The organism is Thermanaerovibrio velox DSM 12556 (assembly GCF_000237825.1).
Lineage (GTDB): Bacteria > Synergistota > Synergistia > Synergistales > Synergistaceae > Thermanaerovibrio > Thermanaerovibrio velox.
The window spans coordinates 934,628-951,133 of record NZ_CM001377.1 but is presented as its reverse complement, the minus strand read 5'-3'; the positions used below and the strand labels follow the sequence as shown (position 1 = coordinate 951,133).

15 protein-coding genes are annotated in these 16,506 nt (G+C 51.0%); 12 read left to right on the top strand and 3 right to left on the bottom strand.

All coding sequences use genetic code 11. The annotated features are described in order from the left end of the window. From queA to THEVEDRAFT_RS04520, 8 genes are all read left to right on the top strand, one after another. Nucleotides 1–1,041 (top strand): tRNA preQ1(34) S-adenosylmethionine ribosyltransferase-isomerase QueA, encoded by a 1,041-nt coding sequence (queA, locus tag THEVEDRAFT_RS04555; protein ID WP_006583541.1) that lies wholly within the window; start codon nucleotides 1–3, stop codon nucleotides 1,039–1,041. A gap of 117 nt (nucleotides 1,042–1,158) precedes the next feature. Then, complete coding sequence (amrA, locus tag THEVEDRAFT_RS04550) at nucleotides 1,159–2,454, top strand: AmmeMemoRadiSam system protein A (protein WP_281054561.1); 1,296 nt, start codon at nucleotides 1,159–1,161, stop codon at nucleotides 2,452–2,454. Then, the gene (amrS, locus tag THEVEDRAFT_RS04545; protein WP_006583539.1) at nucleotides 2,402–3,457 is read left to right on the top strand and encodes an AmmeMemoRadiSam system radical SAM enzyme; all 1,056 of its coding nucleotides are present in this window, start codon (nucleotides 2,402–2,404) and stop codon (nucleotides 3,455–3,457) included. The genes amrA and amrS overlap by 53 nt, the downstream gene beginning before the upstream one ends. Nucleotides 3,458–3,518: 61 nt before the next feature. After that, complete coding sequence (gene hutH / locus THEVEDRAFT_RS04540) at nucleotides 3,519–5,051, top strand: histidine ammonia-lyase (protein ID WP_006583538.1); 1,533 nt, start codon at nucleotides 3,519–3,521, stop codon at nucleotides 5,049–5,051. Between the two features lie 44 nt (nucleotides 5,052–5,095). Further along, complete coding sequence (ftcD, locus tag THEVEDRAFT_RS04535) at nucleotides 5,096–6,019, top strand: glutamate formimidoyltransferase (RefSeq protein WP_006583537.1); 924 nt, start codon at nucleotides 5,096–5,098, stop codon at nucleotides 6,017–6,019. Further along, nucleotides 6,016–7,260, top strand: a complete 1,245-nt coding sequence (gene hutI / locus THEVEDRAFT_RS04530) for an imidazolonepropionase (protein ID WP_006583536.1) — start codon at nucleotides 6,016–6,018, stop codon at nucleotides 7,258–7,260. The genes ftcD and hutI overlap by 4 nt, the downstream gene beginning before the upstream one ends. A gap of 51 nt (nucleotides 7,261–7,311) precedes the next feature. Further along, nucleotides 7,312–7,944 carry a cyclodeaminase/cyclohydrolase family protein gene (locus tag THEVEDRAFT_RS04525; protein WP_006583535.1) on the top strand — a complete coding sequence of 211 codons (633 nt, stop codon included), beginning with the start codon at nucleotides 7,312–7,314 and terminating at the stop codon, nucleotides 7,942–7,944. Between the two features lie 104 nt (nucleotides 7,945–8,048). Next, nucleotides 8,049–8,519 (top strand): NUDIX domain-containing protein, encoded by a 471-nt coding sequence (locus THEVEDRAFT_RS04520; RefSeq protein ID WP_006583534.1) that lies wholly within the window; start codon nucleotides 8,049–8,051, stop codon nucleotides 8,517–8,519. A gap of 37 nt (nucleotides 8,520–8,556) precedes the next feature. On the opposite strand, the gene THEVEDRAFT_RS04515 is transcribed toward THEVEDRAFT_RS04520, so the two are convergent. Genes THEVEDRAFT_RS04515 through THEVEDRAFT_RS04505 form a run of 3 tightly spaced genes read right to left on the bottom strand, consistent with a single transcriptional unit; the run spans nucleotide 8,557 to nucleotide 11,927 of the window. After that, nucleotides 8,557–9,204 (bottom strand): histidine phosphatase family protein, encoded by a 648-nt coding sequence (locus THEVEDRAFT_RS04515; RefSeq protein WP_006583533.1) that lies wholly within the window; start codon nucleotides 9,202–9,204, stop codon nucleotides 8,557–8,559. Beyond that, nucleotides 9,204–10,853: a phosphoglycerate dehydrogenase gene (serA, locus tag THEVEDRAFT_RS04510; protein ID WP_006583532.1), complete on the bottom strand. Its 1,650-nt coding sequence runs from the start codon at nucleotides 10,851–10,853 to the stop codon at nucleotides 9,204–9,206. The genes THEVEDRAFT_RS04515 and serA overlap by 1 nt, the downstream gene beginning before the upstream one ends. 6 nt (nucleotides 10,854–10,859) lie before the next feature. After that, nucleotides 10,860–11,927 (bottom strand): pyridoxal-phosphate-dependent aminotransferase family protein, encoded by a 1,068-nt coding sequence (locus tag THEVEDRAFT_RS04505; protein WP_245522758.1) that lies wholly within the window; start codon nucleotides 11,925–11,927, stop codon nucleotides 10,860–10,862. 605 nt (nucleotides 11,928–12,532) lie between these two features. Here THEVEDRAFT_RS04505 and mltG point away from each other — a divergent pair. From mltG to THEVEDRAFT_RS10310, 4 genes are all read left to right on the top strand, one after another. After that, nucleotides 12,533–13,492, top strand: a complete 960-nt coding sequence (mltG, locus tag THEVEDRAFT_RS04500; RefSeq protein ID WP_245522740.1) for an endolytic transglycosylase MltG — start codon at nucleotides 12,533–12,535, stop codon at nucleotides 13,490–13,492. After that, complete coding sequence (locus THEVEDRAFT_RS09155; RefSeq protein ID WP_006583529.1) at nucleotides 13,482–15,746, top strand: FtsK/SpoIIIE family DNA translocase; 2,265 nt, start codon at nucleotides 13,482–13,484, stop codon at nucleotides 15,744–15,746. The genes mltG and THEVEDRAFT_RS09155 overlap by 11 nt, the downstream gene beginning before the upstream one ends. Nucleotides 15,747–15,836: 90 nt before the next feature. Continuing rightward, complete coding sequence (locus THEVEDRAFT_RS09345; RefSeq protein WP_172634029.1) at nucleotides 15,837–16,286, top strand: motility associated factor glycosyltransferase family protein; 450 nt, start codon at nucleotides 15,837–15,839, stop codon at nucleotides 16,284–16,286. Then, entirely contained in the window at nucleotides 16,171–16,488 is a 318-nt protein-coding gene (locus THEVEDRAFT_RS10310; RefSeq protein ID WP_083830701.1) for a motility associated factor glycosyltransferase family protein, read from the top strand. Before THEVEDRAFT_RS09345 ends, THEVEDRAFT_RS10310 begins: the two co-directional genes overlap by 116 nt. Nucleotides 16,489–16,506 lie beyond the last annotated feature (18 nt).

Sequence of the window (16,506 nt, the reverse complement as noted above, 5' to 3'; positions counted from 1 at the left end):
TTGTTGGATCTAGATCTGATGGATTCTTATGATTACCAACTGCCGGAGGAGTTGATAGCCCAGAGCCCGGTTGAGCCCAGGGACTCTTCTCGGCTAATGGTGCTACCCAGGACAGGGGGATCCATTGATCATAGGATCTTCCGAGATGTTAAGGATTACCTTCTACCCGGAGACCTGCTGGTTCTAAACGATACCAGGGTGATGAAGTCCCGGCTCTTGGGGCGTAAGCCGTCCTCAGGAAAGGTAGAGGTTTTCTTGCTGTCCCCATTGGATGAGGAAGGTACCCTGTGGCAGGCGCTGGTAAAGCCTGGCAGGAAGGTGCCTCATGGGACTTGCGTGCTATTCTCCGACTCCGAAGCGGATATGGCGATAGTGGAGGATAGGATAGGGGATGGGCTAAGGCTGGTCAGGTTCCCTAACTGTAACGGAAGGGATATAGCTAACAGGCTCGGGGATGTCCCTCTCCCTCCCTACATTGAGAACGATGCGGTTGATGAAAACAGGTACCAAACCATCTACTGTGACCCCTGCAAAGAAAGATCCGTAGCAGCACCAACCGCAGGCCTTCACTTCACAGAGGAGCTTATTAGGAGCCTCAATGATAAAGGGGTTAGAACATCTTTCGTAACGCTTGACGTTGGGATAGGGACCTTTAGACCAGTAAAAACGGAGAGGGCATCAGCCCACATCATGCATCAAGAGGTATGTTCGGTTCCCGAGTCCACCGCAGAGTTGATAGCAGCCACCAAGTCAAAGGGGGGCCGGGTTATTGCAGTGGGGACCACCGTGGTTAGAACGCTCGAATCATTTGGATTGAACGGGATAAAGGGAAGGAGTTTCTCGACAAACCTTTTCATAAGGCCGGGTTTTCAGTTTAAAGTAGTAGATGGCCTTGTGACTAACTTTCACCTACCTAGGAGCACCCTTTTAATGTTGGTGGTTGCATTTGCTGGGTATCACAACGTTATGAATGCTTACAAGGAAGCGGTTAGCAAAAGGTATAGGTTTTTCTCGTTTGGTGATGCCATGTTAATCTTGTAAGGTGAGCGGGGAGCAAGAATTGCAAATGGTCCGATGACTCTTGTTGCTTAGGCGGGGAAAAAAGGAAGATCCCATCACCCTAGGAGGTGATTCGCTTTGATTAAATGGGCTTGTCTTATGCCGCATCCGCCCATCTTGGTGCCTCAGGTTGGGCGGGGAAGGGAGTTGGAGGCGGAGAAAACCCTTTGGGGAATCAAAAGGCTTGGGATGCTCCTTCCTTACTTTAAGGATGAAACCGCCATTATCATGTCTCCGCACTTCACCTACCTTCCAGGTCACCTGATCGTGGGCAGTTTGGACATGTATAGCGGTGATCTTTCCAAGTTCTCTGCCCCCGAAGTCTCCAATCAATACGTAGGGAATTCGCTTTTCGCCCAGGATCTCTTGGGGTTTATGGCTGGGGCGGATATTCCAGCGAAAATTGACAGCAAGACCAGGCTTTTGGATCACGGCACCTTCGTGCCTCTAGCGCTATTGGAGGGATATGGCAGACGACCGGCCAAAATCGTCCCCTTAAACCCCGTGGGGCTTTCTCCAGCCCAATCATATGATCTTGGTAGGCGTCTCAGGGATGAACTTGATTCAAATAAAGCTGACTTTGGAATTCTTTTCAGCGGGGACCTATCCCATCGTTTAAGCCCAGATGCCCCATGTGGTTTTAGCCCCTTTGGGAACGTCTTTGACAATATGGTTATAGAAGCACTCTCCAGTGGGGATCCATCAGCTCTTCTCCGTTTGGGTGAAGAGCAGCTATATGAAGCAGGACAATGTGGACTTAATAGCGTGTTGGCATTCATTGGGATGGCCCAGCAACCGCTGAGGGTGTTGTCTTATGAGGGGCCCTTTGGAGTAGGGTATGCGGTGGCGGTCCTGAGACCTAAGGACATTCATCACTATGTGGATTTTGCCAGACTTGTCCTTATGGACCTCTTGGACAACAGGCTGCCCGATATACCCATTCTGGTGAGGTCCGCAGGCGGTGGCAAGGAGGTATGGGACCAAAGAAGTGGCTGTTTCGTGTCCCTTTATACTCTAAATGGCCAGCTTAGGGGGTGTATCGGAACCATTGAGCCGACAAGACCTTCCATTGCCCTTGAGATAGCCAACAACGCTGCTGCCGCTGCTTTTGAGGATCCAAGGTTTTCCCCGGTCAAACCGGAAGAACTTCCTAACTTGAAAATATCCGTTGACGTCTTGTCCCCTTTGGAAGATGCTTCTATAGAAGATCTAAATCCAAAGGTTTATGGTGTGGTAGTGCGGGCGGGCAGAAGGCGCGGTGTCCTTTTGCCGGACATCAATGGAGTTGACACGGTTCAAGATCAGCTTAGCATAGCCAAAAGAAAGGCTGGGATCGGGGACCATGAGGAGGTCAAAATCCAGCGATTTACCGTACGTAGATACAAAGAGCCTTGATGATCTACAGGAGGCCTCCTTTTGGTCACCAGAGCGAGATGGTTGCCGGTGCAACCTGTGTTTCCATCGTTGCTTTCTAACCGAGGGCAGGTGGGGTTATTGTGGCGTCCGGTGCTTTAAAGGGGGTGCCCTGCGTTCCCCCTTTTCCGGCTTTTTCTCCGGTGTTGCAGTGGATCCGGTGGAGAAGAAGCCCCTGTATCACTGGCGTCCTGGAAGCTTAATCCTATCCCTCGGGAGCATAGGGTGTAATCTGAAGTGTCCTTTCTGTCAGAATCACCAAATATCGCAAATAAGTGACGGTCGCTACGATGGCAAGTTATTAGCGCTATCCCCTCCAGATATTGAGAGTCTAGCCATCGAGGCTGGGGTATCCGCAGTGGCCTTTACTTACAACGAACCTCTTGTCCACATGGAGTATCTTATTAAAGCCTGTGGTTATTTGAAGGCAAGGGGTTTGGCCACAGTGTTGGTGACCAACGGCACCGTTAATTTGCCCCCCCTTTATGAGCTTAAGGGGTTGATTGACGGTGCAAACGTGGACGTCAAAGCGTTCTCCAAGGAAGGATATGATCATGTCGGCGGAGACATTAGCAGCGTGGTCAAATCCGTGGAGGCATTGATCTCCATGGGGGTTCATGTGGAGATAACCCATCTCTTGGTTCCAGGCCTTTCAAACCATGTTGAATTTGAGAAAATGGTTCGTTGGATTACCGGTCTCTCCAGATTGATCCCTCTACACATATCTGCATACCATCCTGCCTACTTGATGAAGACAAGGCCTATCCCAGTAACTGAAATAGACCGCTTTGTGGAGATTGCAAGGGAACACCTATTTAATGTATACGTAGGCAACATTCCTGAAAGGGCCCTGAACGTTACCAAATGTCCCAATTGTGGCGAAGACATAATTGTCAGGATGGGCTATAATGTGGTAGCTAATTATTTAGACACATTGGGAAATTGCGGCTTATGCGGATCTAAGGTGGGGATAGCGCTTCCCTGAACGCTTAGAATTTATACCCTGCTCCCAATGTGGTCAAAGGTCTTCCAAGGGGGTTTTAGAGATGGCTAATAGGGTAGTGGAGCTCAATGGTCATGGCTTGACTCTGGAGGATGTGGTTGGGGTTGCGAGGTACGGTTGGCAGGTTGCGCTTGACCCTTCCGCCGTGGCGTTTGTTGAAAGAGGTTCTAAAGCGGTAAGCAAGTGGGTCGATCAAGGAAGGGTGGTATATGGCATAACCACTGGGTTTGGTGATTTAGCCAACGTTTCTATACCATCAGACAAGAGCCAACTGCTGCAGCGCAATCTGTTACTGAGCCATGCCTGCGGTACGGGGGACCCCTTCCCGGAGGACCTGGTGAGGGCCATAATGCTACTTAGGATCAATACCCTAACCAGGGGGTTTTCTGGAATAAGCCTTCCAACCCTAATGCAGCTGGTTAATTACCTTAACCTTGGAATACACCCGGTGATACCCTCGCAGGGCTCGGTTGGAGCCAGCGGAGATCTATGCCCGCTATCTCACCTGGCAATTACCCTACTAGGGGAAGGGGAGGTCTTCTTCAAGGGCCGCAGGATGCCTACCATGGAGGCTCTTAACGAAGTGTCTCTTAGCCCCATAGAGCTTGGCCCTAAAGAGGGGTTGGCTTTGAACAACGGCACTACGGTGATGACTGCCATTGCGGCACTATGTGTTGTTGATGCCCAGGCCCTCTTAAAGACTGCGGACATCACCGCCGCGGTATCCTTGGAGGCCCTCCATGGGGTTCCCTATGCCTTTGATAAGCGTACCCACGATCTGCGTCCTCATTTGGGACAAAGGATCGTGGCGTCTAACATGAGGCGTCTCATTGAAGGAAGCGAGATCGTGGAGAAATACAAGGGTAACCGGGTGCAGGACGCCTATTCACTACGCTGTATTCCCCAGGTGCATGGAGCAAGCAGGGATGCTGTGGAGTACGTTAGGCAGAAGGTGGAGATCGAGATAAATTCCGTAACGGACAACCCCCTCATATTCCCATCCGATGACGAGGCCATAAGCGGCGGCAACTTCCATGGCCAGCCCATGGCTATAGCTATGGACTTCTTCGGGATAGCTGTGGCTGAGATAGCCAACATATCGGAGCGCAGGATAGCCCGCCTTGTAGATCATAAGCTGTCTGGGCTACCGCCCTTCTTAGTCAAGGATAGCGGCGTCAACAGCGGATTCATGATACCCCAATACACCGCCGCGTCGATCGTATCGGAGAACAAGGTCCTTGCTCACCCCTCATCGGTGGATTCCATACCCACCTCAGCAAACCAGGAGGATCATGTCTCCATGGGTACCTATGCGGCCAGGAAAGGACGCAATATATTGGAGAACACAAGAAAGGTGGTGGCTATAGAGCTCCTTACCGCAGCCCAGGGACTTGACTTCTCCATGCCCCTCAACCCGGGAAGAGGAACAAAGGCAGCCTACAGCTGCATCAGGAGGAGGATACCATTCATGGAGAAGGACGCCTACATACATCCCATGATATGTGAAGCCTTGTCATTGGTGAATGAAGGAGCTATCTTAGAGGCGGTTGAGTCCGTCATAGGCCCGCTGGACTAGTGCATTAGGCACTGAAGAAACCAAATCGTTGGGAGGTATCAAAGTTGGAAAAAGCCTTTGTGGAATGTGTACCCAACTACAGCGAAGGTCGCAGGAAAGAAGTTATAGAGGCCATAGTGGAGCCTTTCAAGAACAGGCAAGGGGTTTATCTCTTCGATTATAGAGCTGATGAGGACCATAACCGCTTAGTCGTCAGCCTGGTAGGGGATCCCGATTCTCTTCAGGAAGCCATCATAGAGTCCGCTAAGATCGCTCAATCTCACATAGATATGAACAACCATAAAGGGGCACATCCGAGGATTGGTGCGGTGGATGTTATCCCGTTTACCCCGATCTCAGGCATAACCATGGAGGAATGTGTGGAGTTGGCCAGGGGGTTTGGCAGACGATACCATGAGGCTACCGGTATCCCCGTCTACTATTACGAGGATGCCGCATTGAAACCGGATCGCAAGAAACTGGAGGTCATAAGGAAGGGACAATATGAAGCGTTAAAGGACGAGGCAGTCAGTAATCCCGAGAGGCAACCTGATGTAGGGGGACCGGCACTTCACCCCACCGCTGGGGCCACCGTCATAGGGGCTAGGAAGTTCTTGGTTGCTTTTAATGTAAACTTGGGGACCACCAACTTGGATGTGGCCAAGAAGATAGCATCCTACGTGAGGGCATCCAGCGGAGGGTTCTGTCACGTGAAGGGCATAGGAGTGGCCTTGGAGGATAAGGGCATGGTACAGGTTAGCATGAACCTGGTGGATTACGAGAAGAACTCCCTTTACCGGGTGCTTGAGACCATAAGGATGGAGGCCAAGCGCTACGGCGTGCCAGTTGTGGAGACTGAGATATACGGCATGATACCCGCTGGAGCCATCTTGGATAGCGCAGCCTATTATATGCAAGTGGCCGATTTTGATCCCCAGCAGGTTATAGAGCTTAGGTTGCTCAAGCTGATGGGAGAGGGTTTGAAATGACCGTAAAGCTCTTTCGTAACGCTAGGATATACACTCCCCAAGCTGGAACTGCTCCCCTGCGGGGGGTGGAACAGGGAAGGATTCGGGAGATAGAACTGGGGGCTATCCTCTGTAGAGATGGGATAATTGAAATGGTGGGACCGGAGGAGGAAGTGCTTGCCTATGCTTCCTCCCTTGAGGTCAATCAAGAGATAAACCTCCATGGCAAATGTGTGATACCAGGTTTAGTCGATCCCCACACTCACATGTGTTTCGCCTCGAGGAGGGAAGAAGAGTTTTCCAAGAGGTTGCATGGGGTCCCATATCTTGAGATATTGAGGTCCGGCGGAGGGATATTATCGTCCGTGAGGGCAGTTAGAACCTCGAGCGATCAAGATCTATACGAGGTAACCAAGACGAACGCCATCAATGCCCTTAAACACGGAACCACCACTGTGGAGATAAAAAGCGGCTATGGATTGGATACTGAATCGGAGCTTAGGATGCTCAGCGTCATAAACCGGGTTGGGAAAGAAACCCATTTAGACGTGGTTGCAACTTTTATGGGGGCTCATGCGGTGCCCGAGGACTTTAGGAACAACCCGGATAAGTTCGTGGACCTGTTATGCGGCGAGGTGATACCCGCCGCTGCAGAGCAGGGCATAGCTCGCTTCTGCGACGTGTTCTGTGAGGATGGTGTGTTCTCGGTTGATCAGTCCCGCAGGATATTGTCATGTGCGAGGAGCAACGGGTTCGAACTTAAGATCCATGCCGATGAGGTGCATGATTTAGGCGGAGCTTCTCTTGCAGCAGAACTCCGTACTTTATCCGCAGAGCATCTCTTGGCCGCTTCCGATGAGGGTTTGAATGCCATGGCAGAAGCAGGAGTCATAGCTGTACTCCTTCCTGCGACCGCTTACAGCCTCAAAAAACCATATGCAAGGGCCCGCAGGATGATCGAGCTTGGGGTGCCAGTGGCTCTAGCCACCGATTGTAACCCTGGGTCATGCTTCTGCGAGTCCATGCAGTTTGTCTTTGGCCTTGCGGTGATGAATATGGGCATGTCAGTGGAGGAGGCATTGGTTGGCTGTACGTTAAACGCTGCTCATGCGATAGGCATGGGACACCTGGTAGGATCCCTAGAGGAGGGGAAACTGGCGGATTTCGTGGTGTTGGATGGGAAGACCCCGGCTACCATGGCCTACCATGTTGGGGCTAACTCGGTGCTTGAAGTTTACAAGCGGGGAGAGAAAGTGGTATAGCCCCCAATTAGGGTTACAGCACTAAAAAATCTTCTGGGAGGATTAGCCATAATGAGTCTTCAAGATATGACGGTTAAATCGTTTGTTGAAGAATTAGCGTCCGATTCCCCTGCCCCTGGCGGAGGTAGCGTTGCGGCCCTCTGCGGAGCCCTCGGTGGAGCGTTGGCAACGATGGTGGCACGGCTTACCGTTGGCAAGGAAAAGTACAAAGAGTCCTGGGATGTGATGGAGAAGGTGATTTCCGACGGGTTGGCTCTTAACAAGAAGTTCTTGGAGCTAATGGAAGAGGACACGGAATCCTTCAATCAGTTTATGGCGGCTAGGAAAATGCCTAAGGATACGGATCAAGAAAAGGCCGCAAGGGCACAGGCGATCGCAGAGGCCTCTAAGAGAACCGCTATGGTTCCTCTGGCAACCCTGAGGAGCTGTGAAGCGCTGGCAGAGATAGCCCTCGAAGCTGCGAGGAGTGGGAATCCCAACGCGGTAACCGACGCTGGCACCGCCGCCCTTTTGGCACGGGCAGCGGCTAAGGCGGCGGCTTACAACGTTTTCATCAACCTGCCAGGCATAGACGACCAGGACTTCGTAAGGACCTGTGAGGATAGCGTAAGGACATGCCTTGATAAGGTAGCCAAGATTGGGGCGGAAGTGGAGGAGCTCTTAGCCCAAAAGCTGGGCATATAAGGCATAACCCCTATATAAACATCTATGAAAGTAATGCTAAACTACGACGCAACCGGGATGGTTAATAGGGTTTGCGTCGTAGTTTCCTTATGGGGGTGATGCACTTGAAGATAAGGGTCGGAGGAATAATAACAGGCCCCGAGGGGCTGCTGTTAATGCGCTATCGTCACGGGGGAGGTGATGTCTATTGCATCCCCGGCGGCGGAGTAGATGATGGCGAGTGGCTGGACTGTGCACTCATTAGAGAGTTACTAGAGGAACTGGACATCTCCGTATCCGTTGGCCCCATTTTAGCGCTGGCCCAGGGAGGACCCATGGGTAACAAAGTGCCTACCCTCCACGTGCTCTTCTCCTGTACCATAACAGGCGGGATCCCACATCTTAATCCTGAAGAGACTTCTGCAAACGAGGTATGTTGGATACCCCTAGATGAACTTGATGGCCTAGTCCTATATCCAGACGTTAAGGGGATCATCAAGACATCGCTTAGGTTTAGCGGCACTACTGATACACCTAAACCACTAAGCGATCTTGAGATCCCCTACGTTAAGCTGCCTGTCCGAAGATGGCTTTGATACTTGGAGTTAAAAAAATCTCAGCCCGAGAGCAGGATCACAACCCCCTCTGCTCTGAAAAGACAAATCCCCTGTTAAGGTGATTTGAATCTCCCAAGAGGGCCAGCTTGGGGATACCTTCGATAAACCTTATCACCGTAAGGCTTGCGTTGGGTATTATAAACCGCCAAAACGAGTCCAAGGGGGCCTGTAAGACGTTGCAAAGGATGACCTTTATAACCGCGTCATGGGTTACTAGACACACGGTTCCATCCTTAGTAGATAATCTGTCTTTAGTAACCCCGATAGCCCTATTTGCCCTTTGGGCAACTTGATCAAGGTTCTCCCCGTTTGGCATGGTGACCTCTGACGGACGAATCCTCCAAAGGCGCAGGAGGTCGGGCCACTTCGCGAGGACTTCTTCGAAAAGCAACCCCTCCCAATCGCCGTGGTTTATTTCTGCAAGGTCCTCCCAAATCTCCAAATCCGGCATGCCCATATTCAACTGGGCTAAGGCCTCAGCGGTTTTCAATGCCCTGCTTAAGGGGCTTGAGACTATCAGATCTACATTGACATCTCTCAACCTAGATGCTAAAGCCAATGCCTCTTGAGAACCAACTTCGTTAAGGGGTACGTCAATCCTCCCTTGAAATCGACCCTCTCTGTTCCAATCGGTCTGACCATGCCTAATCAAGACTAGATTCATCACAGATCCTCCTTCAACGAGACCGTGGTGGCCCAGATGAGGTCCACATCCTCTCTGAGGGTTTTGAGCAGGTCTTCGCTAAGGTCTTGATCTATCTGCATCGCTGCTAGGGCAAGGCCGCTCTCATTCTTTCTACCTAAAGCGAAGTTCGCTATGTTGACGTTGGCCCTGCCAAGCAAAGTCCCCACCTTGCCTATTACACCAGGCCTATCGTGGTTCTGGAATAGCAAAATCTTGCCCGAAGGTATCAGATCGAGCCAGTAATCGTTTATTCTAACCACCCTTTGTCTGCCTTCCTCTGTAACTGTTCCCATAAGCCGGACGGAACCCTTCTCTGTGGTTATGACCACTTCTATGACGTTCCTATAGGTGTTGGATTCTCCCGTGCCCTCCTCGATATCTATGCCCTTATCCCGGGCAATAAGCGGGGCTATCATATAGTTAACCTCAGCTCCATGCCGTACCTCCAGAAGCCCCTTAAGGAAAGCCACGGTGTAGGGTTTCAATCTAAATGGTGCATCGAACTTTATCGGCTCATCTTCCTCTTGAAATACAGGCCCTCTGAGCACCAAGCTGCAGGATTTCACGGCCCCTTTTGTTAGATCCGCCATATGGGTGCCCAGTATGCCGAGGTTTCTAGATAAGGCCAGGAACTTTTTTTTCAAGTCTGATAGCCGATGCTTCATAAATGGCAGGTTGACCGCATGCTCATACGGTTCACCTCTTAACGCCGCCAGCAGATTTTGTGCAGCTATCCTGGCGACTGCCGATTGGGCCTCGAAAGTATTGGCCCCTATATGCGGGGTCAATACCACCCTGTCTCTAACGTCCTCGCTTAAAATAGGATGGTCACTGCTAACCGGCTCATGCCCATATACATCTATGGCCACCCCTGATAACCTTCCATCTTTTAGCGCGTTGTAGCAAGCGACCTCATCCATCAAGCCGCCTCTTGCGCAGTTTATCAGGTAAGCCCCTCGCTTAACGGTTCTTATGCGATTTTCGTCCAACATTCCCCTGGTCTCATCAGTTAGAGGGACATGAATTGTCACCACATCTGCGATAGCAAGCCCATCTTCAAGGCTATCAACCCGTGCTACCCCAAGGTTATCCATCTTAACCTCCGGCACGTAGGGATCATATGCGTAAACCTCCATGCCAAAAGCCCTTCCCCTGATAGCCACTTGGCTACCGATCTTCCCCAAACCTATGATGAAGAGCTTTTTAGCATGAAGCTGGTGCCCCATGAAGCTCTTTCTATCCCATTTGCCCGCCAAGATGGAGGCATGAGCCTGTGGCACCCTTCGTACGAGGCTTAACATGAGGGCCATAGTGTGATCCGCTGCAGACAGGGTGTTACCCGTAGGGGCGTTTATCACTACAATACCCCTCTTGCTTGCCTCCATAAGGTCTACGTTATCCACCCCAACCCCTGCTCTTGCTACCACCTTAAGCTTGGGCGCCGATTCAAGCACGTGGACATCTATGGCGGTGCCGCTCCTAGTTAGCAAGGCATCCGCGTCTGCAAGTTCTGCCAAAAACTCCTCCTTGGATATACCAACCCTTTCAACCAGGGTCACATCTGCGGCGTCTCGCAGGATTTTAAGGCCTTCCTCATGGATCGATTCGGTAACCAAGACCTTCCACACGGCAACTCACCTCTCGCTCATAATCTTATTCGCCGTTTCAAGGGCACAGCCGACATCGGCCCTTACTCCAAGATCATTTAAGGCTCTCCATAGGGATCCTATGATCATGCAAACCTCCGGCCAGTCCATATCCGTATAATGGGCAATTCTGATGAGGCTGTCCTTAAGCCCCCCTTGCCCTCCCGCCACTTGAAGCCCCATGCCCTTTAGACTTGAGCGAACTCCATTGGCTAGATTAGGGGGCATTTTTATAGCGGTTAAGCCAGGGGATCTCCTGTTTGGGGATTTAACCAAGAGGTCCAATCCCATTGCTTCCACGGCAGCGCATAGGGCCCTAGAAATGCGGGCCCGACTTTTCCACCATTCTTCCTTGCCAGAACTAAGGATGATCTCAACCCCCTTTAGTAGCTGGGCATACAGGGATACCGGGGGAGTGTATGGAGTTTCCGGAGCATCGGTTAAGTTTTTCTTATATAACTTCAAATCCATGGAGTAGGAAGGGCACCGTACCTCTTGGGCTCTACTCCAAGCCCGCTTGGATAGCCATACCAATCCGACCCCCGGGGGGGCCATCAATCCCTTCTGTGAAGAGGCGGCTACACCATCAATGCCCCACCTTTCGGGAAGGCAAGGCATAGCCCCTGCGGAGCTTACCGCATCCAAAAGTATCAATGGCCCATCCTTAGGAACAGATCCCGCCAGATCTTCTACCGGGTTAAGCACCCCAGTGGACGTCTCATTGTGGGTCAGAAGTATTGCCCTCGCGTTTGGGAAACGTTCCAACGCTTCTAACAGGTGGTGGACCTCCAACGATTCCCCCCAGGGTACGTCTATGATCTCCAGGGAAGCCCCGCACCTTGACGCTATCTCACGGAATCTTTCGCCGAAGAATCCGCAAGATATTGATATGACCCTATCACCCGGGGATATCAAGTTCCCGCAAAGAGCGTCCAACGCTCCCGTACCTGATCCAGGTATCGGGATTGGAGGCTCTTCAACCTCAAAGAGACGGGATAATTGGTGAAGCAGGTCAGAATAGAGGCTGGAGAACTCAGGCCCCCTGTGGGATATCATCCGCATGCTGCCGCGAATAGATACGTCAAAGGGGACTTCAACTGGTCCTGGGGTTAATAGCATTCTCAATTTTATCTACCTCCTCTTTTAACCCCTCTAGAGCCAAATAAAAGCTCCATTACAGAGGGGTTTGATATCAAGAAGCGAATCTTTAAAAAGAGCGGGGGAGGTTCGTAGCAGCCTCCCCCGCTAAAGATAACCCTCTAATCTGCTAAATTTAGCTCTATCACGGGATTTCATCTATATCGGGGGCCCAGGTACGATGTATGATCCAACCGTATCCTCTCCAGAATTTGAAGAGGACCAAGAGAGGGAACCTGAGTGGGAAGAAAAACGATAACCTAAAGCCTCCGTATTGAGTGCCTGAGAGGTTGTGGAGCACATCTTTAGATTGCGAAGTAATGACATGATATGCACCGGCTTCACCTCTCTTCGTAAAATTTGGTTGCTTATACCATGGGCGACCTCGACAAGTCAAGCATTAAACTAGTTAAGTCATGTATATATGGATACGGAACATTAGTGTATAATGATAAACCTATTCTACTTTGCGAAAGGGGCTTTCTTTATTGAGGGGAAAGGAGTGGCTTTTTTTATCCCTAGGAGTGATCCTGTTCCTTGGGTTTTTGGTGGGGCTATCTTTTGTTGTGCCATCTGAGAATTGGTATCGCATGCCCCCGGGGGGATCCGCTGCTATAACCGTGGAGATACCCCAGGGGAGTTCTGCAAAAGATGTGGCGAGGATCCTCTTTAATGCTGGCATAGTCTCCAACGATACGGAACTACTTGGTTGGATGAAGCGGCTTGGTTTTGACCGGAGCATAAAGCCCGGATCCTACAGGATTGAACCCGGCTCACCTTGGGAGGTAGCCATGCGGTTAAAGATGGCATTCCCTGAAGGAAGACAGATAACCATAATACCGGGTTACGATCGCATCGACCTTCTTAAGTTCTTCGACCTAAGGACCTGGGAATTAGCCCTTAAGGATGATGAAGCCTTCTTCCCCCCGGTTAGGCCTATTCTTCCAGATGAACCTTGGGACAGGATCGCTTTCCTGGCCCCTGATACTTATTTCGTAGGGTACGGGGATGAGACGGTCCGAAGGCTCATCAGGTTGGCTTCAAAGGCTTGGTGGGAGCGGGTTGGGACACATCACACGGGGCTAACAAAGGACCGTGCCCTATCTACGGCGACCCTGGCATCAATAGTGGAGAGGGAGGCCAAGCTTGATAGGGAAAGGCCCCTGATGGCATCGGTTTTTGTAAATAGGCTTAACAAGGGCATGCCCCTACAATCCTGTGCAACCGTGGTTTACGCTTGGAAGTTAAGGGGAGAGAAGAAAACGCACCTCTCTTTTGACGACCTTAAGGTAACATCACCCTATAATACATACATCCAGAGGGGATTGCCTCCTGGGCCTATAGGAATACCGGGGATCCAATCATGGAGCGCTGCGTTAGCCCCCGCCAGCTCAAAGTTTCTCTTCTTTAGGCTTGGGGAAGGTGGAAGTCACCGATTTTCGGAGACGTTCGACGAGCATGTGAGGAATCGCCATGAGAAATAGCAGGACCTATTCCGCCCGAAAGGAAGGGTGGCTTAAATCTCTGATCACGCTTATAAAGCTTGATGACTGGGTTTGGGATTGGCTAGCAATCCTATCATTTTTACTATCCCTTTTCCTTGGGGCCTCCCTTTTCACCGCTTGGACCGGAGATCTGGGAAGGGCCGTTAGGAATTGGATGATAGATCACGTTGGTATCTCGATAATAGTACCCATACTTTTCATGGCTTACGCATCATGGGCAAGGCTCTTTAGATATCAAGTCCCCAACATCCGGGGACAGGCCCTAGGGGCTTTATCGCTAACCATAAGTCTAGCTCTAATGCTCGCCATGTGGTCCGAGGCTTTCGGACACAAAAGGCTTCTGGAGCTTTCCGGGTTTTTAGGCCGATCCATAGGGCTAAGGGCGTTTCACCTTCTGGGGCCCTTTGGGGCTACGTTACTAGGGTTGCTGTGCTGTCTAATAACCGTAGGTGCATTCAGTGGGGAATCCCCATCAGAGGTTATGAACTTCATAGCCATGATCTTAGCCAATGCAACAGCTTGGTCCAAGGATCGTTTTAGAGCGTTAAACATACTATTGAGGATTACCACCCCCACCAAAAGCAACAAAGAGCAAGGACTCACAGGCTCTGATGATTTTAAGAACTCTGCCGCGCCACTTTGCTCCGAGGAAGAAGGTTATGAGACTGCGGGAGATTACATGGGAGGTCGGAGCATCGAATCGGACAACCCTTTTCTCCTAGAGGAGGGGACATTGGAGGATGTTCAAGCTGATAACCTGAGCAACGATGAAGTGGATCCTTCCTTATCGGCAGAACCGATCAAACCAGGGCTGTTCCCACCACCTCTGGATATAATCGGTCCTCCGAATCACCGGGACGATGATCTGGATCAGGAGCAGATGGATGTCATGGCAGATAGGATATTATCTTCACTGAGGGACTTCGGGGTGGAAGCCGAGCTTGGAGAGACCCAGATAGGGCCCACGGTGATCCAGTTCAGGATCCAACTCGCCCCGGGTATCAAGGTAAGTAAGGTGGCATCCCTTGCTAACGATCTTGCTTTGGCTTTGGCCGTTCCAAGCCTTCGCATAGAGGCGCCAATCCCTGGCAAACCGTACGTAGGGGTTGAAATACCCAACCCAGAGAGAAGGTCCGTGTCACTCCGAGAGGTAATGGAGTCCGAGGCGTTTTCAAGGCCTAGGGGGGATCTTCCCTTGCCGTTAGGGGTTTCCATAGACGGATCCCCCATGGTGTCATTCCTTGAGGACCTTCCCCATCTTTTGGTAGCCGGAACGACCGGCTCCGGGAAGAGCGTTTTCATAAACTCATGTATAGTAGGACTTTGCTCGTCAAAGCCCCCATCGGATCTTAGACTGATACTAATAGATCCTAAACGGGTTGAGATGGCCATATACGACCGCTTGCCTCACATATTGACCAAACCGGTTGTGGATTCAAAAAAGGCGGTTCAGGCACTGGCTTGGTGCATTCGAGAGATGGAGAACCGCTACGACACCTTCTCACGATTTAAGGTAAGGAATCTATTGGCATATAACAAAAAGGTACTTCCCGCGGAGAGGTTACCGCAGGTGGTAGTGGTGGTGGATGAGTTAGCGGATCTTATGATGACCGCCCCAAGGGAAGTTGAAGACTACATATGCCGCTTGGCTCAGATGGCCAGGGCCACGGGCATACATCTGATTTTAGCTACTCAGAGGCCATCTGTTAACGTGATAACAGGCCTTATAAAGGCTAACGTGCCTGCTAGGGTGGCGTTCTCGTTACCAAGCCAAGCGGACTCAAGGACCATATTGGATTCTGCAGGAGCCGAAAAGCTACTTGGGAAAGGGGACATGTTGTTCCTTTCCTCAAGATTCCCTAAGCCGATAAGGCTTCAGGCCCCTTGGATAGACGAGATCTATATAAGCCGATGGCTTGACCACTTGGTATCAACTTTTGGCGAGCCTCAAGTTATAGACATAGAAGATCAAGAAAACGGTAACTCAAGCGGAGATGCTAGCCTGGACGATCCGTTGCTCGAGGAGGCGATACGCATTGTCCTCTCTTCCGGGGTAGCATCTGCCAGCAGCCTGCAAAGGAGGCTTAGGGTGGGCTTTACCAGAGGAGCTCGTCTCATAGACACCATGGAGCAGCTCGGCATCGTGGGCCCGCCGGATGGGGCAAGGCCGAGGGAAATACTGGTTGACGAGGATAGCGCCATGGAAATACTTAGGGAGGCCAGAGGGGATTAGATAATGATATTCAATTTTCCATCCGTAGGGTTGCGTCTGAATGCACCCTTGCCCCATTCAGAGGATGATGGATCTACACGAGGAGTTGTAATGGTTCTTGGAGGCAGGAAGCCATCTCCTTTCTTACTTGAGGACCTTAAAAACTTGGGTTGGGAGCTTTGGGCGGTGGACAAGGGGCTAGAGTCTTGCAAACGGGTGTGCTGGAGACCGTCTATGGTCTTGGGTGATATGGATAGCGTCCATTCAGAGGCCTTAAACTGGGCCCAGAGGCTAGGAGTTCCCATGGATGTTCACCCGGTGGATAAGGATCTTACGGACTTTCAATTGGCGCTAGAGAGGGCATCTAAGATAAGTTCATTATCGCAGGGAGAAGCAGTCCCAGTGTTAGCAACTGGTTGCGTTCGGGGGAAGGCTGGATCACCTAATGAGCTCTATGATGAGCTTCTGCTATGCCCGTGGGGTTGTGCCAGTTGGCATGGTAGATCATCGGGAAATGGCTTTCATATTGAGAGGGGAAGAGAAGATTTCCTTGGAGTTTAATCCTCATGGCATGCCTAAGAACATATCGTTGCTGCCATTGGAAGATTGCTCGGGGGTAAGCATAGGAGGGGTTAAATGGGAGCTTCAGGATGCCCTTTTAAGAAAATGTCTGCCCTTCGCAATCAGCAATAAGCCAACATCCCGCAGGGTCTACGTATTCTCTAGAACTGGCGTTTTGATCGCATACCTTCAATGGCGTTAGTTAAAAAACACGCACGAG

Bases quoted from the DNA above. Each gene is read 5' to 3' on its own strand.
- amrA (WP_281054561.1), top strand. From the start codon at position 1,159: ATGCCGCATCCGCCCATCTTGGTGCCTCAGGTTGGGCGGGGAAGGGAG.
- amrS (WP_006583539.1), top strand. From the start codon at position 2,402: ATGAGGAGGTCAAAATCCAGCGATTTACCGTACGTAGATACAAAGAGC.
- hutH (WP_006583538.1), top strand. From the start codon at position 3,519: ATGGCTAATAGGGTAGTGGAGCTCAATGGTCATGGCTTGACTCTGGAG.
- hutI (WP_006583536.1), top strand. From the start codon at position 6,016: ATGACCGTAAAGCTCTTTCGTAACGCTAGGATATACACTCCCCAAGCT.
- THEVEDRAFT_RS04525 (WP_006583535.1), top strand. From the start codon at position 7,312: ATGAGTCTTCAAGATATGACGGTTAAATCGTTTGTTGAAGAATTAGCG.
- THEVEDRAFT_RS04515 (WP_006583533.1), bottom strand. From the start codon at position 9,204: ATGAATCTAGTCTTGATTAGGCATGGTCAGACCGATTGGAACAGAGAG.
- THEVEDRAFT_RS04505 (WP_245522758.1), bottom strand. From the start codon at position 11,927: ATGATATCCCACAGGGGGCCTGAGTTCTCCAGCCTCTATTCTGACCTG.
- THEVEDRAFT_RS09155 (WP_006583529.1), top strand. From the start codon at position 13,482: ATGAGAAATAGCAGGACCTATTCCGCCCGAAAGGAAGGGTGGCTTAAA.
- THEVEDRAFT_RS09345 (WP_172634029.1), top strand. From the start codon at position 15,837: ATGGTTCTTGGAGGCAGGAAGCCATCTCCTTTCTTACTTGAGGACCTT.
- THEVEDRAFT_RS10310 (WP_083830701.1), top strand. From the start codon at position 16,171: ATGAGCTCTATGATGAGCTTCTGCTATGCCCGTGGGGTTGTGCCAGTT.